The following is a 20,572-nucleotide window of genomic DNA, read 5'->3' as shown; positions in this document are numbered from 1 at the left end:
ATTTACAAAAGAACGTCATTCCTCAGCTACGGCTCCCCCTTTGCTCGGAATGACGTTCTCTTGAACCTGTTACAACAAAAAAGCCCGCTTTGGCGGGCTTTTTTGTTAAGTTAGAAGGCAACTGTGGGGGCACTTTTTCTCTCCTATAGGGCGTTGGCCTTTTCGTACCTTTGTGGAAGGCTGGCGCAAGCTACCTATCCCCTCCCCTTTTTCAGCGAGTTACTTTAGCAATGGCGGATATTACGTGCTCCTTCTGCGGCAAGAGCAAAAAAGACGTTTCGGTGATGATTTCGGGCATCAACGCCCACATCTGCGAGCGGTGTGTGGGCCAGGCTCAGCAAATCCTGAACGAGGAGAATAAGATTCGGGCCAACTCCAAGGCACCGAAATTCAACCTCGTGAAGCCCCGCGAGATGAAGGAGTACCTCGACCAGTACGTGGTAGGCCAGGACGAAGCCAAGAAGGTGATGTCGGTGGCCGTGTACAACCACTACAAGCGTCTGATGCAGAAACCGCAGAAGGACGACGTGGTGATTGAGAAGTCGAATATCATCATGGTGGGTGAAACCGGCACGGGCAAGACCTTCCTCACGCGCATGCTGGCCAACATCCTGCAGGTGCCCTTCTGCATTGCCGACGCCACCGTGCTGACGGAGGCCGGCTACGTGGGCGAGGACGTGGAAAGCATCCTGACCCGCCTGCTGCAGGCGGCCGACTACAACGTGGAAGCGGCAGAGCGCGGCATCGTGTACATCGACGAAATTGACAAGATTGCCCGCAAGAGCGACAACCCCAGCATCACGCGCGACGTGAGCGGTGAGGGCGTGCAGCAGGCCATGCTGAAGCTACTGGAAGGCACTACCGTAAACGTGCCCCCGCACGGCGGCCGTAAGCACCCCGAGCAGAAGATGATTACGGTGAATACCGAAAACATCCTGTTCATCTGTGGCGGGGCATTTGTGGGCATTGACCGTATCATCAAAAACCGCCTCAACACCAAGCCCATCGGCTTTGCTAAGACGCAGCTGGACGAGAAGGTGGACACGAACAACTTCCTGCGCTACGTAACCGCCCAGGACTTGAAGGCTTTCGGCCTGATTCCGGAGCTGATTGGTCGCCTGCCGGTGCTTACCCACCTCAACCCGCTCGACCACGCTACCCTCCGCAAAATCCTGACAGAGCCCAAGAACTCCATCGTGAAGCAGTACCAGCGCCTCTTCGATATGGAAGGCATTCAGCTAAGCTTCTCGGAAGGTGCCCTGGAGTACATTGTGCGGCGCGCCGATGAGTACCGCCTCGGCGCCCGGGGCCTGCGCAGCATCTGTGAAGGCATCATGACCGATGCCATGTTCGATATGCCGTCGGAGGAAGGTGCCACCGAACTAGTAATTGACGAGGAATATGCCCGGAGTAAATTCGAGCAAACGGCTATGAAACAGCTGCGCGCGGCGTAAAATCCACTTTACTAGAAAGTAAATGGCCTCGGCAGATACGTAATGTATTTGCCGAGGCCATTTACTTTCTAGTAAAGTGGATTTGCTTATTCAAAGTAACCCTCGCAAATTCTTCTTTGCTAAAATACTTCCTAAATTTATAGCCTTTTTATAGAAAGCCATTGCTTCCTCTTTTTTTTCTTCTGAATTATAACATGTTGCAAGATTATTACATGCATCAGCTATATTCCCTTCACAGGCTTTCTTATACCAATACATAGCTTTCCTTCTATTGTAATTCATATTTAATCCAAAGAAATTAAACTCTTCGTAATGCAGAGCTAACTCGAACTGGGCTCTGTGATTACCTGAATAAGCAGCTGATCTTATCAGACTAAGATATCTATTATATATTTCAATTTTTTCAGCTTCTACTATATAATATATCCAAATTTTCAAGTACTTTTCTGTAATTTATCTCCCCCTTCATACAAACAATCACCTGTGACTTTAATATCACTCATAAATATTTATCCCTTCAAATACCCCACCATCAGCTTGGCCGCCTTATTAGCTGCGCGCTGCTGGCCTAGCTTCTCGCGAATTTGGGCGTAACCGGCTTTCTGTTGGGCGATGAACTGCTCGTCGGCGGTTACTTTCTTGAGCTCGGTGACGAGGTTGCGGGCGTTGAATTCGCCCTGGATGAGCTCCTTTACCACCTCGCGGCCGGCAATGAGGTTGACCAGGGAAATGTGAGGCACTTTGATAACGGCCTTGCCAATGGCGTACGACACGGCGCTGGTGCGGTAGCACACCACCTGGGGCACGTCGAACAGGGCCGTTTCGAGGGTGGCGGTGCCGCTGGTGACGAGGGCGGCGGTGGCGTGGGCCAGCAGGTCGTAGGTCTGGTCGAAGAGGATGCGGACGTTGTTGCGCTCGAAGTTGGCATAGTAGTTCTGGTCGAGGTTATCGACGCCGGCTACGATGAACTGGTAATCGAGGAAGGGGGGCAGAATAGCCACCATCTCATAGAGCATCTCCTCGATTTCCTGCTTGCGGGAACCGGGCAGCACGGCAATAATGGGCCGCAGCGGGTCTAGGTCGTTACGCTCGTAGAAGTCGGCGGTGGGCTGGAACTCGGCCACGGCGTCGGCGGTGGGGTTGCCGATGTAGTCCACCTTGTAATCGAAGCGCTGGTAGAACTCTTCCTCGAAGGGCAGAATCACGAACATCTTGTCCACCAACTGCTTCACCTGGTGCACGCGGCCCTGGTTCCAGGCCCAGATTTTGGGAGATATGTAGTAGAACACCTTCAGGCCGGCGGCTTTGGCGAACTTGGCCACGCGCATGTTGAAGCCGGCGTAATCCACCAGAATCACCACGTCGGGCTGGTAGCTGAGCAGGTCTTTTTGACACTCGCGCAGGTAGCCCCGGAATTTGAGGATGCTGGTAGCCGCCTCCCAGAAACCCATGATGGCCATTTCCTGGTAGTGGTGCACGAGGGTGCCGCCGGCTTCCTGCATCATGTCGCCGCCCCAGCAGCGGAACTCGGCTTCGGGGTCCTGCTCGCGCAGGCTGCGCATGAGATTAGCCGCGTGAAAATCCCCGGACCGCTCGCCCGCTATCAGGTAGTACTTCATTTCTCGTTAGTTATGAATTATGAGAGCTGAATGATGAATTTGCAGAGTCGATGACTACTTCCATTCATCATTCAGCTCTCATAATTCCACATTCATCGTCTACTCCTCACCAAAATACTCCACGAAGTTGCGGGGCGTTTCGTAGAGCTTGATGCTGTGCAGCCTGGCGGAGGAAATTCGCTCGATTTCGGGCTGCAGAATATTCCAGAAGGCAATTACCAGGTTTTCGGTGCTGGCCAGCTGGCCCTGCATGAAGGGCACGTCGATATTCAGATTTTTGTGGTCCACCTCATCCACAATATGCGTGCGGATCACCGTGCTGAGCTGCTTGAGGTCGATGACGAAGCCGGTTTCCGGATCGGGGCGGCCTTTGACGGTGACGATGAGGTCGTAGTTGTGGCCGTGCCAGTTGGCGTTGGCGCAGGGGCCGAAGACTTCCCGGTTCCGCTCCTCGCTCCAATTGGGGTTGTGGAGCTTGTGGGCCGCGTTGAAGTGTTCCTGTCGGCTGATGTAAACCATTTGGTAAGGGACTTGGGTACTTGGGCACGCTGAGAGTTGAATACAAGCGCGGGGCAGCCACCGGTACATACATAGCCCCGTGTGCAGTATCCAAGCGCCCGGGCTTTCAACTCCCTAGGTTCCCTGTTTTCGCAGCAAATATACGAAGAACGGTACGCCGAACAGGGCCGTAACTAAGCCCACCGGCAAACCCGCCGGCGGATACAGTAGCCGGGCCAGCAGGTCGCAGAACACCATAAACGTACCGCCCAGCAGCGCGCAGAACACCATATTGCCGCGGCGCACCGTACCCAGCAGCCACCGCGTAATGTGCGGCACCACCAACCCCACAAACCCGATGGGCCCGCACAGAGCCACAGCGCAGCCCGTGAGGCCGGAAGCAACCAGCAGCAGCAGCCAGCGGGTGCGCGCCACCGACAGGCCCAGGGCCGAGGCCCGCTCCTCCCCCAGAAGCAAGAGGTTCAGGTCCTTCTGCAAAAGCCACAGGCCCACCAAGCCCACCAGCAATGCAACAGCCGGATACGGGAGAACCGCCCAGCTGGCCCGCTCAAAGCCCCCCAGCGCCCAGAAAGTAATGGTGCGCAGCTTTTCCTCGGTAGCGGCCAGAAACGTGAGCAGTCCGCCCAGCGCCGTGGTCAGGGAGCTGAGCGCCACGCCAGCCAGCAGCAACTGCGCCGGAATGATGCGCCCCCGGCGGCTCCCAATTACCACGACCAGCAATGTCACGCCCAGCGCACCGGCCAAGGCAGCCAGCGGCGGCAGATACAAGCCGCCCACCATCAACGTCGGCAGGAAGGCAAACGTGATACTGGCCCCCAGCGCCCCGCCCGAAGCCGTGCCTAATAAGTATGGGTCGGCCAGGGGGTTGTTTACCATCAGCTGCATAAGGTAGCCGCTCACGGCCAGGGCCGCGCCGGCCAGCAGGGCCAGCAGCAGGCGCGGCAGGCGCAGCTCGACCAGTACCAGTTGGGCGGGGTCTTGGGGGTTGTAGTGCAGCAGGGTACGGCCCAGCAGCGCGAAACTGGTGTCATAGCTGCCCACGCGCATTCCCAGCACCAGCAGCCCCAGTAGCAGCAGCAGGCAGACCAGTATCCAGGGCAGGGCGGAACGGGACATCAGCAGCAGACTATTTCTCCGACAGCAACTGCCGCAACTCCCGCACCGACTCCACCACCCGTGGGCTGGGGCGCGACATCAGGTCGTCGGTGGGGTCGTAGATGCGGCGGGTCTGGTAGGCGCGGGTGCGCTTCAGCTCGGGGTAAAGCTTGAAAAACGTGCTGTCCATCTTGCCAAAGCTGCCGCCCAGAATTACTTCAGGGTTCAGCTTCAGGATATACTCGCGGGTAAGTGCCGGGTAGGGCTGCTTGAACTGCTCCACCACCGCATTCTGCCCACCGGCCAGCCGGATTTTATCGGTAAACAGTGTGTTCTGGCCGTACACATAGATGGGGTCCGACCAGGTAATGGCCAGCACGCGGGGCCGGGCCTTGCCCGTAACTGGTGAGACCAGCGTAGCAAGCTGCTGCTGCAAAGAATCCACCACGCGGCGGGCGGGCTGATCCCGGTGCAGCAACCGGCCCAGGTCGGTCAGGCCCCGGAAAATGTCGTCTACCTTCTCGTAGCGCTGGTAGTACACCGGAATGCCCAACTCCTGCAGCCGTTGGGCATCAGCCAGGGAAGTAATGCCCTCAGTAGTGAATACGATGTCCGGTTTCAACGCCACCAGTCGCTCGAAATCCAGCGGATAGCTGTTCACAACGGGTTTGCGGAGGGCGGCTGCGGGGTAGTCGCACACCTGGGTGCGGGCCACGATGGAGGCCGTATCCGCCACGGCGTAGAGCATTTCCGTCATGGAAGCCGCCAGGGCCATCACGCGGCGCGGCTGCGTGGGCAGCGTCAGGGTACGGCCCAGGTCGTCGCGCACTTGGTGGGTGGCGTTGGTTTCGGTGGTAGCCGGGGTATCGGGCTGGCAGGCGGCCAGGGCGACCAGCAGCGGTAGCCACGCACAAGCGCGGCGCAGAGGCATCCAGCAGAAGGCAGAGCGGAACATGGGCGCAAAGGTAACGGCCGTTTCCAACCAGCCACTGTTCTCAGTAACCTATGGCTCCTGCTTTCAGTTATGGTGCAGGGTCCGTAGCAGAGGAATTTCGGCAGCCCCAGTCAATCCGCCCAAACCGGCTTACTTTTGAGCAAAATTTCTGTCCTATGATTGTTGTAACCGGAGCCGCCGGCTTTATTGCCAGCTGTCTTGTAACCCGCCTCAATGCCGCCAATTTCAACGACATCGTGGTGGTAGATAACTTCACTGCCGAGCGGAAGCTGGCCAACCTGAAGGGCAAGCACCTGCGGGAATACGTGGACCGGGAGGAGTTTTTTGAGTGGCTGGAGCAGCATCATGAGCAGGTGGAATTCGTTTTTCACCTGGGAGCCCGCACCGATACCACCGAGCAGAACCGGGACGTGCTGAACACGCTCAACCTGGAGTACTCGCAGAAGATGTGGCAGGCCTGCGTGCAGTATCAGTTGCCGCTGGTGTACGCCTCCTCGGCCGCCACCTACGGCTCCGGCTCCCTGGGCTACTCTGATGATGACGCCCTGCTGCCCCTGCTCAAACCCCTGAACCCCTACGGCGACTCCAAGAACGACTTCGACAACTGGGCCATTCAGCAGCCCGAAAAGCCGTTCTTCTGGGCGGGTCTGAAGTTTTTCAACGTGTACGGTCCCAACGAGTACCACAAGGGCCGCATGGCTTCCGTGATTCTGCACGCTTTCCGCCAGATTCAGGAAACCGGCTCCATGACCCTGTTCCGCTCCCACAACCCCGATTTTGCCGATGGGGAGCAGCAGCGCGACTTTGTGTACGTGAAGGATGTAGTGGAAGTGTGCATGTTCCTGATGCAGATGCGCCAGCACTCCGGCATCTACAATCTGGGCACCGGCGAAGCCCGTACCTTCCTCGACCTCACACTCAGCACCTTCGCCGCCCTCGGCCAAACGGCCGATATCCGCTTCCGCGACACGCCCGAGGACATCCGGGACACCTACCAGTATTTCACCGAGGCCGACATGAGCAAGCTGCGCGCCATTGGCTACGACCGGCCGTTTACGAAGCTGGAAGATGGCGTGACGGATTACGTGCGCAACTATCTGGTAACGGGTCAGTACTACTAATCGGCCAAAAATCCGACGCTTTCCGTCAGGATTTATTTCAGATTGACCAACAGAAAATGCCACCTGGTATCCGCACCGCGTGGCATTTTCTGTTGGCTGTTTGTCAGCAAGTTATGCAAGTTGAGCAGTCAAACTGAGCGCACCAGCGCGGATATTGTTTTTCATTTATATAGCAAAAATTAATTTTTATATCATTTTTTCCAGAGTAATTTACTCGCAGGTTCTTTTACACACTCGGCTGGTGCAACGCAGAAGCATAACGATTATAGGCGGTGGATTTTCGGGCTCGATGCTGGCAGTACAGCTGGCCCGCCTTTCCGGCGACCTGCCGTACGCCTGCGACGTGCATCTGGTGGAGCCCCGGCCGGTACCAGGGCCAGGCTTGGCCTATACAGCCCGCCGACCCGAGTATCTGCTGAACGTACGAAGCCAGTTTCTGAGTGCTTTCCCGGATCAGCCCGACCATTTTCAGAACTGGCTGCGGCTGACCAGCTCCGAGATATGCCAGCAGAGCTTTTGCTCGCGCCAAAGCTACGGCCGTTACATGCAACAGCTGGTCAGCCAGGTACTAGAGTGGCCTTCGCTGAACGGATTTCGGTTTACCTGGCACAATCAGACTGCTCGTAGCGTAGTGGTGCAGCCAGATAGTAAGGCGGCTACAGTGCAGCTCTCGGATGGTACGGAGCTTCTCAGCGAATACGTAGTGCTGGCCTTGGGCAATTTTCCGCCACCGCCGCCCACTACCCGCAGCACTGAGTATCTGGCCCACGCCAACTTTCACGGTAATCCCTGGGCTCAGGGCGCATTGCGCAACATCGATACGCACGATTCGGTGCTGCTGATTGGTACGGGGCTGACGGCCATTGATGTTCTGCTTGGTCTTCGGGCTGATGGCCACCAAGGCACGGTTACGGCAGTATCGGGGCATGGGCGCTGGCCGGCCGCGCACGAGTTTCAGCAGACAAGCTACCCTGATTTTTATGCCTCTGAGTTAGCCGGGGCCGATACTGTGCTGGCAGTGCTGCAGACAGTGCGACGACACGTGCGTATTGCCAAGGTGCAGGGCATCAACTGGCGTACGGTGCTGGATACCCTGCGGCCGCATTTGGGCCGTATCTGGGCCGGGTGGCCACTGCCCGAACAGGCCCGCTTTCTACGGCATTTGGCCGGTATCTGGTCGGTTGTACGGCACCGCAGCCCGCCACAAAATGCCTCTATCATCAGCGAAATGCTGCAATCCGGGCAGGTACAGTCGGAAGTTGGCCGGGTACGGGATATTGTGCCGATGACTAAAAACCTGCGCGTGACGGTGCAAAAGGGCCAGGAGCCGCCCCGGCAGCTGATTGCCCGGCACGTTATTGCCTGCACCGGCCCGCTGCTTGACTACAGCCGGATTCAGGAGCCATTGGTGGTGGGCCTGCGAACAAGCGGCAATCTGCAGCCCGATGAGCTGCATCTGGGCATTCAGACCGATGCATATGGCGCGCTGCTGAATGCCCAGGGCCAAGCCTCGGAAGTTTTATTCACGCTGGGTCCCAGTCGTCGGCCGGCCTTCTTCGAATCGACAGCCGTACCGGAGTTACGAGAGCAGGCAGTGGAACTAGCCCGGGAATTAGGCAGACGCCTGCTGGAAAACAGAGCCACCACCAATTGATTTGGCGGACCAAGACAAACCCCGCCGGCTGATAACTCATCAAAATTTATGAGCTAACAGTCGACGGGGCTTGATACGGGCACTTAGGCCGCTATTTCGGTAGGCGTATACAGCGGCACAACCAGCGTTTTAGGAACAGGGCCGACTGCCGCTACTGGCGGATAGTTTTGCGCCGGGCCGGAACGGCGCAGAGCCCGCATCAGCAGGTACTTGTATTTCTCTGCATCGGCCAGCGCCGCTTCCACAGCCCGGACGGCGTCATCGTACGCCACTACCGGAACCGACTCAGCAGTTTCGCCGGTGGGGTAGGTCAACTCAAAAACCGGGCAGGCAAGATATTCAGCGGGCGTTTTCATACGGGCGGAAAATTACTCGTTTATTGGTTAAATAACTAACTAAATTAGCACAAGTAAAATTCCAAAATCAATCACTTTTTCTGCTTTTATTCCCGCTAAAACGCAGAAAGCCTACTCTCGTATTTTTAGTACAAGCTTCCCGAACTGCAATCCATCGGCCATTCGGCGCAAGGCCTGTTCGCCCTCGGCCAGCGGGAAGGTTTCGTCGATAACCGGCCGGATTTGATGCTGCTCAAACAGGGTTACCATAGCCGCAAAATCCTGGGGAGTGCCCATGGTGGAGCCCAGCACCGACAGCTGCTTCCAGAAGATTTTACGCGCGGCTACTTCCGGAATATCCCCCTGCGTGGCCCCATAGAACACAATGCGGCCGCCGGGGTTGGCGGCATCTACCAAATGATTAAAACCGGGTCCGGCAGCGCTGTCTACCAGCACATCGAAACCGCCTCCGGACTGCTTGATAAGCGTCGCCGGCCAGTTCTCTGTATGGTAACTGATGCCGCCTTTCGCGCCCAATTCCACGGCGCGGGCAATTTTCTCCTCCGAGCCGGAGGTAACCCACACTTCAGCACCCACGGCTACGGCCATTTGCAGCGCCAGCAGCGCCACGCCGCCTCCCACCCCGCTGATGAGCACCCGCTCGCCGGGCTGTAGCTGCGCCCGCGTGAAGGTGGCGCGGTAGGCCGTCACGCCGCCCAGGGGCAGGCAGGCGGCTTCCTCAAAGCTCAGATTCTCTGGTTTGGCACGCACGTATTCGGCGGGCACACATACGTACTCGGCAAACGTACCATCCTGCGGCAGCCCCAGAATCTGGAATTCACGGCCCTGGGCGGCGGGGTTGGGGCCCCAGTTGTGGCCGGGGTTGATGATAACGGCTTGTTCCAGCAGGCTGGCATCTACGCCGGCTCCCAGGGCCGTTACCACGCCGGCCCCATCGGAGCCTAGGATGATAGGGAACTTCAGCCCAGCGTACTGGCCTTTCTGAATCCAGACGTCGCGGTGGTTAAGGGCGGCCGCCTGGAGCAGCACCTGCACCTGGCCGGGACCGGGCTGGGGCGTGGGAACTTCCTGTAAAACGGCGGGCTGATTAATACCAGCCAGAACGAGAGCGTGCATACTGTAAGGGAAAGAGTGGGAGGAAATAAAAAAGCTATAGAAACCGGGCCCGAAGCGCAGGCGTGGGCAGCCAGCAGGCCTCCTGTCGGCCAAACCAGCGGTACCGGTGCCGGGCAATAAGCCGGTACACAGCGTCCCGCACTCGGCGTGGCACCAGCAGCCCCAACCCAGCCAGCCACCGCCAACCGCCACCCAGCCCACGCAAAATCTGCAATGCTGCTGCGGAGTGCGTGTACGCGCGTTTATCCATTACCAACACTACAGAGTCGGGCTCGGTGGGCGTGGGAAGCTGGTATTGCCGCAGTAGCGCCTGCCCGGCTTCCGACTGCAGCGCTGCAAACCGGAACCGGCCGGCAGCATCGTGGCGAATGACAAACTGCACAAACCCGTTGCAGAGGTTGCACACGCCGTCAAAGAGAATAACAGCCGACGCATCGGGCATAAGCAGGCGGATTGGAACTGGTATAGGGACTGCCAAACCACCTCAAAGGTTTCAGGAGGCCGCCCGGGCCACTGGTAGCAGGTCGCAATACCAGAAGCCGGTATCAAAGGGGGCGGGCTTGGTTTCGGACGCGTCATCGGACCTGCAGACGGTACTGCTGCTGGCGGCCGGGGTGGCGTAGGTGCGCCGCACGATGTCGCCTAGCTCAAACGGGATGGGGCTGCTGAAATACGGTGCGTCGAACACGAAGCTGTGGTACTCGCCGTTTTCACCGCAGCTGTCTACGCCGGGCGGCAGGTCGCGCAGGAAGTCGGCGTTCAGCTCCCGGCCGCAGAAGCTCCGGTCCAGAAATTTTTCGTTCACGCACACCACCACCGCCCGGAAGCCCAGGTCCAGGTATTCGCGCAGCAAATCAGCATTAGGCCGCTGCCAGAGCGGAAACTCCGCTACCAGTCCGATGCCGGCCAGCTGCTGCTCGCGGTAACGGCGCAAGTCTTCCAGGTAAATATCCCCGAAGATGGCCCGCTGAATGCCCTGCGCCTGCAAGGGTGCCAGCGTAGCCCGCATTCGGGCTTCGTAGTCGGCCATATCCGGCATTTCGGGCAGCTCCAGCTTCGTGAGCGGCAGCCCGATGCGGCGGGCTTGCTCCTCCAGCAGCGCCACCCGCACACCGTGCATGGATACGCGGCCGTAGTGGGCATTTACACTGGTGAGCAGGTCGGTAACGTGCAAAGCAGGATTGCGCAGGGCGTGGTAGAGGGCGAGGGCCGAATCTTTACCGCCGCTCCAGTTCATCAGGGCAGGAATGGACATGGGCCAAAGATAGGCGCGCAACCGCAGCCGCACCCGGCACGTTTGTGCCTGAAAGCCACTTCACCTCCCTGTTATCTCACCATGAAACGTCTTCTTTCTCTTGGCCTGACTGCCACACTGGCCTGCTCACTGGCCGCCTGCGACTATAACAACACGCCCGGCAAAGACCCTCAGGCCAGTCAGGATTTCTCGGATGCCCCCAAAGCCCGCGCCACCGAAACCAACCTCGACAGCATCAGCGGCCAGCAGGAGGTAAATACGCCGACAGGCAAAGGCTCCGCCGCCGACCAGAAAACTTCCGCTGATGCAGGCCTTGATGCCGCGCCCAATAATCCGAACTCTCCTACCAGCACCATGCCGCAGTCCTCACCGGAAGGCAATGCCTCAACCCGAGAACAATAGGCACCGCTTAAATACCACTAAAAAGGCCCTTTCACCAGTTGAAAGGGCCTTTTTTCAATCAGAGCAGTAAGGTATTACAATGCCCAGCGTCTGGATTCCGGTTCGCCGGCATGGGAACCCTTGGTAAGGGCCAGCCCGGAGCCCAGCGTGAGCAAGTCCTCGAAGCCCCCAACCAAACCACCGGGCAGACCGGATTCTTCGGTGGCTTTTTTGCGGAGGAAATAGCTCAGGTAAGTACCTGCCACGGCCGCCAGCCCACCCAACAGGGCTCCACGCCACTGATTATCATGGTTGACACGGTAGAGCGTGGCTCCTACCAGCGCGCCCGCCGCCGCCCGGCCCAGCAGCGGAGTAGCGTCGGTGCGGTCGGGGGTTTGCGGGAGTTTGTCGCCTACCAGCTCACCAGCGGCCAGCAGCTTCAGGCCGTGGGCCACCAGCGGCTTGCGCAACAGACGCAGGGGCGAGCCATCCAGCGTGCGGGGATGGTAGGTAAGGAGGTTGCTGCTTAACAAAGCCGGAGCTGTCATGCTGCGGAAGCCTGCCAGTACGCCCAGCCCCACGGTTTGCCATTGATGCTTGCTCATAGTTTTATTCGAAGGAAGCGAAGTTCGGAATCAGTTTTCCGGTTAAACGGCTTTTCGGGCGTAAGCGGCTGAATTGACCAGCAAAAAGCCCGCAACGTGGCGCTGCAGGCTTTTTGCTGATCATATGGTAGCCACACGTTATTTCCGGGCGGCGGCCCACGCGTCCATCTTGCGCTCCAGCACGGCCAGCGGCATCACGCCATCCTTCAGCAGCTCATCGTGGAAGTCGCTCAGGCTGAAGTGGTTTTTGTGCTGACCAGCGTACTTTTCGCGCAGCTTGTCGGAGTGAGCACCCAACTGCTGCTCGTACTTCTGGCGCAGCTCCCGGATTTTCAGGGCCCCGATTTTGTAGCTCAGCGCCTGGCCCGGAATGGCCATGTACCGCTCAATTTCGGCGGTGGCGCCTTCCTCGCTGATGGCTTCGTTGGCCATCATGTACTTAATGGCCTCTTCGCGGGTCATGTTTTTGGAGTGCATGGCCACGTCTACCACCAGGCGCACGGCGCGGTGCATCTCGTCGCCCAGCGCGCCCATGTACTGGTATGGGTCGGTGTAGAGGCCCAGCTCCTTACCCAGGCTCTCGGTGTAGAGGGCCCAGCCTTCGCCCATAGCCCCGTACCAGGCAAAGCGCCGGAACTTGGGCAGGTCGGTATTTTCCTGCTGCAGGGAAATCTGGTAGTGGTGGCCCGGAATGGCCTCGTGCAGGAACAACGACTCCATGCCGGACGTGACGTTGAACTTGGTGGCGTCCAGAATCGGAATGTAGAAGATGCCGGGGCGGGAACCGTCGGGGCTGCCCTGATTGTACTCCGCCGAAGCCGAGGCTGCGCGGAACGCCTCCGTCTGCCGGATTTCAAACGGCGTTTTGGGCGTGCGGCCGAACATCTTTTTCAGGTTGGGCTGCATCTTGGCCTGGATGGCCCGGAACGCGCCCAACACTTCCTCGGGCGTTTTGTAGGGCATCAGCTTGGGGTCGGTTTTCAGGGAAGCGAAGAAGGCTGGCAAGTCGCCCTTGAAGCCGACCTGGGTTTTCACCTTCTCCATCTCCTGCCGGATGCGGGCCACTTCCTTCAGGCCGGTCTGGTAGATTTCCTCCGGCGTCTTGTCGGTGGTCGTCCACGTTTTCACGTAATACTTGTAAATATCGGCCCCGCCGGGAATGGCGGCAATGCCGGTGCTGGGCCGGGATTTGGGCAGGTATTCCTTTTCCAGGAAGTCGCCGAGCTTTTTGTAAGTGGGTACCAGCTCCTCCAGAATAGCCTTCTGGTAAGCGGCCGTGATGCGCTTTTTCTCGGCGTCGCTCAGGCCGGCAGGCAGCTTGTTGATGGGGCCGTAGAACAGGCTCTTGGTGGCATCGGTGGTTTCCATGGCCCGCATCTGCGGAATCATTTTCACTACCAGCGCCTTGGGCAGCACCACGCCGGCCTTCATGCCCTGGCGGAAGTTACTGATGGCCGTATCGGCCCACACCGAGAAGCCTTTCACGCGGCCCAGCCAGTTGTCGTAGTCCTTGGCCGTTTTGAAGGGCTGCACTCCCTCGCCCGAGCCATATTGGCCCATGCTGATGGGTAGACCCCAGAACTGCTGAAACGGAATCATCCAGGTGTTCAGCTTCAGGCCTTCCAGCTTGTTCTGCAGGTCGTATTCGAAGATGTCGTAGCTGATTTTATCGTTGGCTGTCAGCTCGTCCCGGTTGAACTTGTGCAGGCCATCGAGGTAGCGCTGGTAGAAGCTCTGGAGCTTGTTGCGGAACTCTTTGGTGCCGTCGTTAGGCAACTGGTCGTTGTAGCGGTTGTCGCCCTGGGTGGTGGCTTCCAGCGGGAACAGCCGGGCGTTTTCTTCCCAGTAGGCATCGAACAGGGTGGGCAGGTCTTTCACGTCGGCCAAGTTGGTTTCGGTGGCCGCGCCGGCTTCGGCGGTGTTTTTCTGCTGGTTGCAGCCGGCCAGTAGTGCCCCGGCCAGCAGGCCGGTGAGGGCAAGTTTTTTCATGGGAGAAGGGAGAAGAAGTACAGGGCGAGAAAGATAAGCAGGTTTTGGGCGCAGCAGTAAAACCCGTTGTCATCCTGAGCTTGCGAAGGACCTAGTTACATGAGGACGACATTTCCCGCAGAGGTTCGCAGAGGCATGCGCAGAGGACGCGGAGGCTGTTCTGATAGCAAAAGGTCCTTCGCTGCGCTCAGGATGACAAATGAAGAATAACAGCCCCAACCTTTCCCGGAAAATCCGGTTATACCCTCTCTCCTATTCAACTTACCCCAACTCATGGAAAATCTGACTGGCAAAACGGCCCTGGTGACGGGCGCCGGCAAAGGTATCGGCCGGGCCGTGGCCGTGGCTCTGGCCAAGGAAGGTGTGCGCGTGGCCCTGCTGGCCCGCACCGAAACGCAGCTGCAGGACGTAGCCCGCGAAATTGAAGCCCAGGGCGGCCAGGCCGTGGTGGTTACCGCCAACGTAGCCGACCGCGCCGCCGTGGAAGTCGCCGTGCAGCAGGCCCTCGGCCAGCTCGGCACCATTGATATTCTCATCAACAATGCCGGCATTGGCACCTTCGCCAAGGTGGTGGATATGGCCCCCGAGGAATGGGAAAACATCATCCGGGTGAACCTGCTGGGCGCCTACTACGTGACGCGCGCCGTGCTGCCCCAGATGCTGGAGCGTCAGACCGGCGACATCATCAACGTGGCCAGCACCGCCGGCCAGCGCGGCGCTGCCACCACCAGCGCCTACAGCGCCTCCAAATTCGGCCTGCTGGGCTTCACCGAGTCCCTGATGCAGGAGGTGCGCAAGCAGAACATCCGCGTTTCGGCCCTCACGCCCAGCACCGTCGCCACCGAGCTGGCCGTGAGCAACAACCTCACCGACGGCAACCCCGACAAGGTGATGCAGCCCGAGGACATTGCCGAAATCATCGTCAGCCAGCTCAAACTCAACCGCCGCATCTTCATTAAAGAAGCCGGCATGTGGAGCACGAACCCGTAGTTGTCATTGCGAGCAGAGCGAAGCAATCTGTCCTTCACTAAGCTCCCGGCCCTGACCTACTCAAAAGCCCCTGGCGCCAGCACGGACGTCAGGGGCTTTCTATTACTTCTGGGTGTAGGGCAGGGTGAAGGAAGGATTGCTTCGTCGTGCCTCGTCGCAATGACGGTTACTGTTTCTTCACCCGCTCCAGCACCAGCTGGTTCATGGGGTTGGGGGTGAGGCCCTGCACGTTGTTCTGGGTGAGGCGCACTACTTCGTCGTAGTACACGGCAATGACCGGGCACTCCTCGGTTACCAGGCGGTCCATTTGCTGGTAGAGGGCGTAACGTTTGTCGGCGTCCTGCTCCAGCTTGGCCTGCTGATAGAGCTGGTCGTAGGCGGGGCGCTTGAAGTGGGTTTTGTTGGGGCCGGCCGGGGCGAAGTTGGGGCTGTAGAACAGGGCCAGGTAGTTTTCGGCGTCGGGGTAGTCGCCCAGCCAGCTGCGAGTGAAGAAGGCGGCGCGGCCGTTGTCAATCATTTCGCCGTGGGCCGCGCCCTGGTTCACGTCAATTTCCACCTGTACGCCCACTTCGGCCCACTTTTTCTGGTAGTACTCACAGAACTCCTTGCTCTCGGCCACCGTGTTCAGGCGCAGGCGCAGGGGCTTGCCGGGGCCGTAGCCGGCGGCGCGCAGCAGCTGCCGGGCCTTTTCGGGCTGGTAGGTGTAGCCGGGCACCTTTTCGGCGCTGAACGAGGGCAGCGAGGCCGGCACAAAGCCCGAGTTGCCGGGCTTGCCCACGTTGTTCAGGAAGTAGGCCAGAAACTCGGGCTTGTTGAGGGCGTAGTTCAGGGCCTGGCGCACGCGCTTGTCCTGCAGGGCTTTGCCGGTCGTGAGGTTGTCGCCGCGCAGATTGGTGAGGTCCTGCTGCATGCCCAGGTACTCGGTGTTCAGGTAGGGCACCTTCTGCAGCCGGAACTTGCCCTTGAAATCCTCGCGCACGGTGCCGTCGGGGTACATGATCAGGTCGCGGGAGCCCGAGCGGATACCGCTCAGGAAATCCAGCTTGCCCTGCATAAAGGTCAGGAACTCCGTTTTGCGGTCCTGGATAAAGCTGATCTGCACGGCATCCAGGTAGGGCAGCCGCTGGCCCCGGGCGTCCGTTTTCCAGTAGGTGGGGTTGCGGTGGTAGATGATGGCGTTGCCCTCGTCCCACTCCTTGAACCGGAACGGGCCCGTGCCCACCGGGTGCTCCCGGAAGTCCTTGCCCCACTTCTGCACCGCCTCGCGCGGCACCACGTAGGCGTAAGGCATCGTCAGAATTCCCAGGAACGGGATGAAAGGCTCCTGCAGGTGAATGCGCAGCGTGGAGTCGTTCACGGCCACAAAGCAAGTATCCGAAGGTTCGCCGTCGGCCTTCTCCAGCACCTTGCCCCGGAAAATCCAGCCGCCGGGGCTGGCCGTGGCCCCGTCCAACAGCCGCCGAAACGAGTACACGAAATCATGGGCCGTCACGCGCCGCCCCTTACCGCCGGGGAACACCTCCGAGTCGTGGAAGCGCACATCGGGCCGAAGCGTGAAGGTGTAGCGGCGGCCGTCGGGGCTGATATCGTAGCGCCGGGCCACCGAGGGGCCGGGCTTGAGGCTGTCGTCGAGTTCCACCAGGCCGTTGTATAGCTGGGTCACGGCCCAGGTGTTGGCCTGGTTGCGCGCGAAGGCCGGGTCCAGGGAAGTCAGGCTTTCGGGCTGGTTGTAGCGAAACACCCGCCGGGCATCGGTGGCCGGCTCCTGCTCAGCGCAGGCCGCCAGCAAACCAAGCAATAACGGAGCAAAACCAACGGCACGGCGCGAAAACGGGAACATGGGAACGGCGAAACAATGTATATTTGCAAAGGTATCCCATCCGGGGTTTGCAGCCCACTGGCTGCCTGCCCCGTTCTGTTTTCTATGACTCTGACCTACTACGGCCACGCGTGCTTCCTGCTGGAAGCCGGCGGCAGCAAAGTGCTTTTCGACCCTTTCATCCGGCCCAATCCGCTGGCAAAAGATGTTGATGTTGACGCCATTGCCGCCGACTACATTCTCATCACTCACGGCCACGGCGACCATGTGGCCGACGCTGAAGAAATTGGCAAGCGCACTGGAGCGCAGGTAGTAGCCATTGCCGAAATAGCCCATTGGTTTGAGCAAAAAGGCCTGAAAACTGTAGGAATGAACCTTGGTGGCACTTTGCAGCTACCCTTCGGTAGCGTGACCATGGTAGCCGCCGCCCATTCCAGTTCCCTGCCCGATGGCTCATATGGCGGCGTGGCCGCTGGCTATATTGTGAAGGCGGAGGGCAAAACCTTCTACTTCGCCGGCGACACGGCCCTCACTTACGATATGAAACTCATCGGGGAGCGGTACACGCTGGATCTGGCCATCCTGCCCATCGGCGACCATTACACTATGGGCATCGACGATGCGCTGGTAGCCGCCGACTGGACCGGAGCCAGCAAGGTTATCGGCATGCACTTCGATACCTTTCCCCCCATTGCCATTAACCACGATGAAGCCCGCGCAAAAGCCACGGCCGCCGGCAAAGAGCTGGTGCTACTGAGCGTAGGTGAAACGACATCGTTGTAAGTTGTCAGTTGTTGGTTGTCAGTTGTCAGATTTCCCGACAATAGACAGCCCGCAATCTTCCTGACAACTGACAACCAACAACTGACAACTAAAGCAAAATGGGTAAAATCATTGCGGTAGCCAACCAAAAGGGTGGGGTCGGCAAAACCACCTCCTCGATCAACCTCGCGGCCTCCCTGGCGGCGCTGGAGTATCGGACCCTGCTCGTGGACGCCGATCCGCAGGCCAACGCCACTTCCGGCGTGGGCTTCGACCCGAAGGATATTCAGAACAGCATTTACGAGTGCATGGTGGATGGCATCAACGCCCAGGATATCATCCTGCAAACCACCCTGCTCCCCCACCTCGACCTGATGCCCTCCCACATTGACCTGGTAGGCGCGGAAGTAGAGATGATCAACCTGCCCAACCGGGAGGAGAAGATGAAGGATGCGCTGCGCCCTCTGGCCGATCAGTACGACTTCATCATCATCGACTGCTCCCCTTCCCTGGGCCTGATTACGGTGAATGCCCTCACGGCTGCGCACTCGGTTATCATTCCGGTGCAGTGCGAGTATTTCGCCCTCGAAGGCCTGGGTAAGCTGCTCAACACCGTCAAAATCATTCAGAGCCGCCTCAACGAGGAGCTAGAGATTGAGGGCATCCTGCTCACGATGTACGACGTGCGTCTGCGCCTGAGCAACCAGGTGGTGGAGGAAGTGAAGCTGCACTTCCAGCAGCTGGTGTTCGACACCATTATCCCGCGCAACGTGAAGCTGTCGGAGTCGCCGAGCTTCGGTATTCCCGTTATTCTGCACGATGCCGAGAGCAAGGGCAGCCTGAGCTACCTCAACTTGGCCCGCGAGATTGTAGAAAAGAACATCGAGGCCGCCGGGGAGCCCGAAGAGGCTACCGAGGATACCGCAGCATAAATCAGAGAAAGGCCGGCGAAATTCGCCGGCCTTTTTTGTAGCGCGCAGCTCCGCTTCGCGCACGGGCGAAGCGAGTATCGGGCGCGTAATGCCGACGCGTAGGAACTTGGCTGTGGCTCGTGCGCGAAGCGGAACTGCGCGCTATTGGCTTCCATTCAGCACGTTCCACGTTTTTTATTTTCCGTGGAACAAAATTCACCGGCATCCCGGGCGTTTGTGTATTTTTGAATCCGGCTCCCATCCTTTACGGTACTGATGCGAGCTGCTTGCAGGTATGTCTGAGAAAAACGAAGAGAAGAATATCCCGGCCGTTGGTCCGCTGGCAGCCAAGCGCAAAATTGGTGGTCTGGGCCGGGGACTGAATGCCCTGATTGAAGGCAGCTACGAGAAAAAGAGCGAACGGCTGGGCCTGGTGCCCCACCCCGTAAACTCGGTGGGCCTGATTCCGGTAGGCCACATCCAGGCGAACCCCTACCAGCCCCGCACGCACTTCGACCAAGATGCGCTGCAGGAGCTGGCCGAGAGCATCAAGGTACAGGGCATCATTCAGCCCGTAACGGTGCGCCAGACCGGCACCAACTCCTACCAGCTCATCAGTGGGGAACGGCGCTTGCAGGCCTCCAAACTGGCGGGCCTGGAATCCATTCCGGCCTACATCCGCAAGGCCGATGACCAGCAGATGCTGGAAATGGCCCTGATTGAGAACATTCAGCGCGAGAACCTCAACGCCATTGAAATTGCCCTCAGCTACCAGCGGCTGGTAAGCGAGTGTAATCTGAAGCAGGAAGAGCTGGGCGACCGGGTGGGCAAAAACCGTTCGACGGTGACCAACTACCTGCGCCTGCTCAAACTTCCGCCCGATATCCAGATTGGTCTGCGCGACAGTGTTATAAGCATGGGCCACGCCCGCGCCCTCATCAACATCGACAGCATGGACCAGCAGCTGGCGCTGTTCCGCCGCATTGTGGCCGAGGAGCTGTCGGTGCGCCGGGTGGAGCAGCTGGTGCGCAACGGCGCTACGGCCGAGGAAGAAAAGAAACCCGCCCAGCCAGCAGTGCCGGTAGTGCCTCCGGCCGAGCTGAAACGCGCCGAGCGGCATCTCTCGGAGCGGTTCGGCAGCCGGGTAATGGTAAAGCCTGGGCCTCAGGGTAAAGGCGAAATCAAAATTGCCTTCGACTCGGTGGAAGACATGCAGCGCATCCTGCACATTCTGCAGCCAGCCTAGATACTACTAAAGGGCGGAACCTCGTTCCGCCTCTTTCTTTCTACTGCTATGGTCCCTTCCCGCTTTTCCGCTGCTCTGCTGCTGCTGGTACTGGCTCTGCTGGTGGCCGCCCGGCCGCTGTACGCCCAAACCGTTACGGCCGGCCCCGACTCTTCAACGGTAGCCACCAACCCGGTAGCCGACTCGCTGCGACGTACGGAGAAGCTGTTTGGCAAGCGCGTGACGCGTCCCCAGAAGGCAACGCTGCTGGCATTGGTATTGCCCGGAGCCGGCCAAATCTACAACCGCCAGTACTGGAAGCTGCCGCTGGTGTATGGTGGGCTGGGCGCCACCGGCTACGGGTTGTTCTTCTACCAGAGCCGTTACAAGGAATACTCCAACGGCAAGAAGGCCTACCTTGACAACGGTACTCCCATTGCCCAACTCAAAGGTTCGCGCGTCAGCAAGGAAACCAGCATTGAAAACGTCCAGCGAGGGGTAGTTTTTTACCGCCGCTACCGTGACACGTTCATTGCGTACAATGCGCTGGTGTACGGCGTAACGATTCTGGATGCGCTGGTGGCCGCTCACCTGCGCGACTTTGACATCAGTGACGACCTGAGTCTGCGCCTTGACCCGGCGGTACTGCCTACGCAAACCACCGCGCCCGGCGCGGGGCTGGCCCTCACCCTTCGTTTAAAATAACCTGTTTCGGCAAGGCGGCCCTGTGGCTGATGGCTGAAATT

Annotated in this window: 21 protein-coding genes; 9 read left to right on the top strand and 12 right to left on the bottom strand. The window is 59.1% G+C overall.

Annotated features, from left to right (window positions below; translation table 11 throughout):
• Window positions 1-230: 230 nt before the first annotated feature.
• Window positions 231-1,454 carry an ATP-dependent Clp protease ATP-binding subunit ClpX gene (gene clpX, locus EI291_RS14435; protein WP_125421221.1) on the top strand — a complete coding sequence of 408 codons (1,224 nt, stop codon included), beginning with the start codon at window positions 231-233 and terminating at the stop codon, window positions 1,452-1,454.
• Window positions 1,455-1,544: 90 nt separating this feature from the next.
• On the opposite strand, the gene EI291_RS14430 is transcribed toward clpX, so the two are convergent.
• From EI291_RS14430 to EI291_RS14410, 5 genes are all read right to left on the bottom strand, one after another.
• Window positions 1,545-1,892: a tetratricopeptide repeat protein gene (locus EI291_RS14430; protein ID WP_125421218.1), complete on the bottom strand. Its 348-nt coding sequence runs from the start codon at window positions 1,890-1,892 to the stop codon at window positions 1,545-1,547.
• A gap of 71 nt (window positions 1,893-1,963) precedes the next feature.
• Window positions 1,964-3,073, bottom strand: a complete 1,110-nt coding sequence (lpxB, locus tag EI291_RS14425) for a lipid-A-disaccharide synthase (RefSeq protein WP_125421216.1) — start codon at window positions 3,071-3,073, stop codon at window positions 1,964-1,966.
• Window positions 3,074-3,172: 99 nt separating this feature from the next.
• Window positions 3,173-3,592 carry a 6-pyruvoyl trahydropterin synthase family protein gene (locus tag EI291_RS14420; protein WP_125421213.1) on the bottom strand — a complete coding sequence of 140 codons (420 nt, stop codon included), beginning with the start codon at window positions 3,590-3,592 and terminating at the stop codon, window positions 3,173-3,175.
• Between the two features lie 114 nt (window positions 3,593-3,706).
• Window positions 3,707-4,708: a FecCD family ABC transporter permease gene (locus tag EI291_RS14415; RefSeq protein ID WP_125421210.1), complete on the bottom strand. Its 1,002-nt coding sequence runs from the start codon at window positions 4,706-4,708 to the stop codon at window positions 3,707-3,709.
• Window positions 4,709-4,718: 10 nt separating this feature from the next.
• Window positions 4,719-5,642: an ABC transporter substrate-binding protein gene (locus tag EI291_RS14410; protein WP_240635558.1), complete on the bottom strand. Its 924-nt coding sequence runs from the start codon at window positions 5,640-5,642 to the stop codon at window positions 4,719-4,721.
• Between the two features lie 155 nt (window positions 5,643-5,797).
• Between EI291_RS14410 and rfaD the strand changes: the two genes are divergently transcribed.
• Both rfaD and EI291_RS14400 read left to right on the top strand, forming a co-directional pair.
• Window positions 5,798-6,763, top strand: coding sequence for an ADP-glyceromanno-heptose 6-epimerase (gene rfaD, locus EI291_RS14405; RefSeq protein WP_125421207.1), 966 nt, complete (start codon window positions 5,798-5,800; stop codon window positions 6,761-6,763).
• A gap of 241 nt (window positions 6,764-7,004) precedes the next feature.
• Window positions 7,005-8,417: an FAD/NAD(P)-binding protein gene (locus EI291_RS14400; RefSeq protein WP_262697276.1), complete on the top strand. Its 1,413-nt coding sequence runs from the start codon at window positions 7,005-7,007 to the stop codon at window positions 8,415-8,417.
• Between the two features lie 83 nt (window positions 8,418-8,500).
• On the opposite strand, the gene EI291_RS14395 is transcribed toward EI291_RS14400, so the two are convergent.
• From EI291_RS14395 to EI291_RS14380, 4 genes are all read right to left on the bottom strand, one after another.
• Window positions 8,501-8,773: a hypothetical protein gene (locus EI291_RS14395; protein WP_125421201.1), complete on the bottom strand. Its 273-nt coding sequence runs from the start codon at window positions 8,771-8,773 to the stop codon at window positions 8,501-8,503.
• Between the two features lie 111 nt (window positions 8,774-8,884).
• Complete coding sequence (locus EI291_RS14390) at window positions 8,885-9,889, bottom strand: zinc-binding dehydrogenase (protein ID WP_125421199.1); 1,005 nt, start codon at window positions 9,887-9,889, stop codon at window positions 8,885-8,887.
• A gap of 34 nt (window positions 9,890-9,923) precedes the next feature.
• Window positions 9,924-10,331: a thiol-disulfide oxidoreductase DCC family protein gene (locus EI291_RS14385; RefSeq protein WP_125421196.1), complete on the bottom strand. Its 408-nt coding sequence runs from the start codon at window positions 10,329-10,331 to the stop codon at window positions 9,924-9,926.
• A gap of 51 nt (window positions 10,332-10,382) precedes the next feature.
• The gene (locus EI291_RS14380; protein ID WP_170172647.1) at window positions 10,383-11,144 is read right to left on the bottom strand and encodes a Dph6-related ATP pyrophosphatase; all 762 of its coding nucleotides are present in this window, start codon (window positions 11,142-11,144) and stop codon (window positions 10,383-10,385) included.
• Between the two features lie 81 nt (window positions 11,145-11,225).
• Here EI291_RS14380 and EI291_RS14375 point away from each other — a divergent pair, with 81 nt between their 5' ends.
• Window positions 11,226-11,546, top strand: a complete 321-nt coding sequence (locus tag EI291_RS14375; RefSeq protein WP_125421193.1) for a hypothetical protein — start codon at window positions 11,226-11,228, stop codon at window positions 11,544-11,546.
• Between the two features lie 74 nt (window positions 11,547-11,620).
• Here the strand turns inward: EI291_RS14375 and EI291_RS14370 are convergent, their stop codons facing one another.
• Window positions 11,621-12,130: a DUF4126 family protein gene (locus tag EI291_RS14370; RefSeq protein ID WP_125421190.1), complete on the bottom strand. Its 510-nt coding sequence runs from the start codon at window positions 12,128-12,130 to the stop codon at window positions 11,621-11,623.
• Window positions 12,131-12,268: 138 nt separating this feature from the next.
• Window positions 12,269-14,119 (bottom strand): DUF885 domain-containing protein, encoded by a 1,851-nt coding sequence (locus tag EI291_RS14365; protein ID WP_125421187.1) that lies wholly within the window; start codon window positions 14,117-14,119, stop codon window positions 12,269-12,271.
• A 273-nt stretch (window positions 14,120-14,392) separates the two neighbouring features.
• On the opposite strand from EI291_RS14365, the gene EI291_RS14360 reads away from it, so the two are divergent.
• Window positions 14,393-15,109, top strand: a complete 717-nt coding sequence (locus EI291_RS14360) for a 3-ketoacyl-ACP reductase (RefSeq protein ID WP_125421184.1) — start codon at window positions 14,393-14,395, stop codon at window positions 15,107-15,109.
• Window positions 15,110-15,275: 166 nt separating this feature from the next.
• Here the strand turns inward: EI291_RS14360 and EI291_RS14355 are convergent, their stop codons facing one another.
• On the bottom strand, window positions 15,276-16,949 hold the full coding sequence (locus EI291_RS14355; RefSeq protein ID WP_125421181.1) for an ABC transporter substrate-binding protein: 1,674 nt from the start codon (window positions 16,947-16,949) through the stop codon (window positions 15,276-15,278).
• An 84-nt stretch (window positions 16,950-17,033) separates the two neighbouring features.
• Here EI291_RS14355 and EI291_RS14350 point away from each other — a divergent pair, with 84 nt between their 5' ends.
• From EI291_RS14350 to EI291_RS14335, 4 genes are all read left to right on the top strand, one after another.
• Entirely contained in the window at window positions 17,034-17,711 is a 678-nt protein-coding gene (locus tag EI291_RS14350; protein WP_125421178.1) for a metal-dependent hydrolase, read from the top strand.
• Between the two features lie 98 nt (window positions 17,712-17,809).
• Window positions 17,810-18,622, top strand: coding sequence for a ParA family protein (locus tag EI291_RS14345; protein ID WP_125421175.1), 813 nt, complete (start codon window positions 17,810-17,812; stop codon window positions 18,620-18,622).
• Window positions 18,623-18,896: 274 nt separating this feature from the next.
• The gene (locus EI291_RS14340) at window positions 18,897-19,847 is read left to right on the top strand and encodes a ParB/RepB/Spo0J family partition protein (protein ID WP_125421172.1); all 951 of its coding nucleotides are present in this window, start codon (window positions 18,897-18,899) and stop codon (window positions 19,845-19,847) included.
• Window positions 19,848-19,895: 48 nt separating this feature from the next.
• On the top strand, window positions 19,896-20,531 hold the full coding sequence (locus tag EI291_RS14335; protein WP_125421169.1) for a DUF5683 domain-containing protein: 636 nt from the start codon (window positions 19,896-19,898) through the stop codon (window positions 20,529-20,531).
• Window positions 20,532-20,572 lie beyond the last annotated feature (41 nt).

This window comes from Hymenobacter rigui, from assembly GCF_003944715.1.
GTDB classification, from domain to species: domain Bacteria; phylum Bacteroidota; class Bacteroidia; order Cytophagales; family Hymenobacteraceae; genus Hymenobacter; species Hymenobacter rigui.
Note: the sequence above shows the minus strand (reverse complement) of the source record. Positions and strands in the feature narration are given on the sequence as shown.

Coding starts and splice junctions, on each gene's coding strand:
- clpX (WP_125421221.1), top strand. CDS start 231: ATGGCGGATATTACGTGCTCCTTCTGCGGCAAGAGCAAAAAAGACGTT.
- lpxB (WP_125421216.1), bottom strand. CDS start 3,073: ATGAAGTACTACCTGATAGCGGGCGAGCGGTCCGGGGATTTTCACGCG.
- EI291_RS14420 (WP_125421213.1), bottom strand. CDS start 3,592: ATGGTTTACATCAGCCGACAGGAACACTTCAACGCGGCCCACAAGCTC.
- EI291_RS14415 (WP_125421210.1), bottom strand. CDS start 4,708: ATGTCCCGTTCCGCCCTGCCCTGGATACTGGTCTGCCTGCTGCTGCTA.
- EI291_RS14410 (WP_240635558.1), bottom strand. CDS start 5,642: ATGTTCCGCTCTGCCTTCTGCTGGATGCCTCTGCGCCGCGCTTGTGCG.
- rfaD (WP_125421207.1), top strand. CDS start 5,798: ATGATTGTTGTAACCGGAGCCGCCGGCTTTATTGCCAGCTGTCTTGTA.
- EI291_RS14395 (WP_125421201.1), bottom strand. CDS start 8,773: ATGAAAACGCCCGCTGAATATCTTGCCTGCCCGGTTTTTGAGTTGACC.
- EI291_RS14390 (WP_125421199.1), bottom strand. CDS start 9,889: ATGCACGCTCTCGTTCTGGCTGGTATTAATCAGCCCGCCGTTTTACAG.
- EI291_RS14385 (WP_125421196.1), bottom strand. CDS start 10,331: ATGCCCGATGCGTCGGCTGTTATTCTCTTTGACGGCGTGTGCAACCTC.
- EI291_RS14380 (WP_170172647.1), bottom strand. CDS start 11,144: ATGTCCATTCCTGCCCTGATGAACTGGAGCGGCGGTAAAGATTCGGCC.
- EI291_RS14375 (WP_125421193.1), top strand. CDS start 11,226: ATGAAACGTCTTCTTTCTCTTGGCCTGACTGCCACACTGGCCTGCTCA.
- EI291_RS14370 (WP_125421190.1), bottom strand. CDS start 12,130: ATGAGCAAGCATCAATGGCAAACCGTGGGGCTGGGCGTACTGGCAGGC.
- EI291_RS14365 (WP_125421187.1), bottom strand. CDS start 14,119: ATGAAAAAACTTGCCCTCACCGGCCTGCTGGCCGGGGCACTACTGGCC.
- EI291_RS14360 (WP_125421184.1), top strand. CDS start 14,393: ATGGAAAATCTGACTGGCAAAACGGCCCTGGTGACGGGCGCCGGCAAA.
- EI291_RS14355 (WP_125421181.1), bottom strand. CDS start 16,949: ATGTTCCCGTTTTCGCGCCGTGCCGTTGGTTTTGCTCCGTTATTGCTT.
- EI291_RS14350 (WP_125421178.1), top strand. CDS start 17,034: ATGACTCTGACCTACTACGGCCACGCGTGCTTCCTGCTGGAAGCCGGC.
- EI291_RS14345 (WP_125421175.1), top strand. CDS start 17,810: ATGGGTAAAATCATTGCGGTAGCCAACCAAAAGGGTGGGGTCGGCAAA.
- EI291_RS14340 (WP_125421172.1), top strand. CDS start 18,897: ATGTCTGAGAAAAACGAAGAGAAGAATATCCCGGCCGTTGGTCCGCTG.
- EI291_RS14335 (WP_125421169.1), top strand. CDS start 19,896: ATGGTCCCTTCCCGCTTTTCCGCTGCTCTGCTGCTGCTGGTACTGGCT.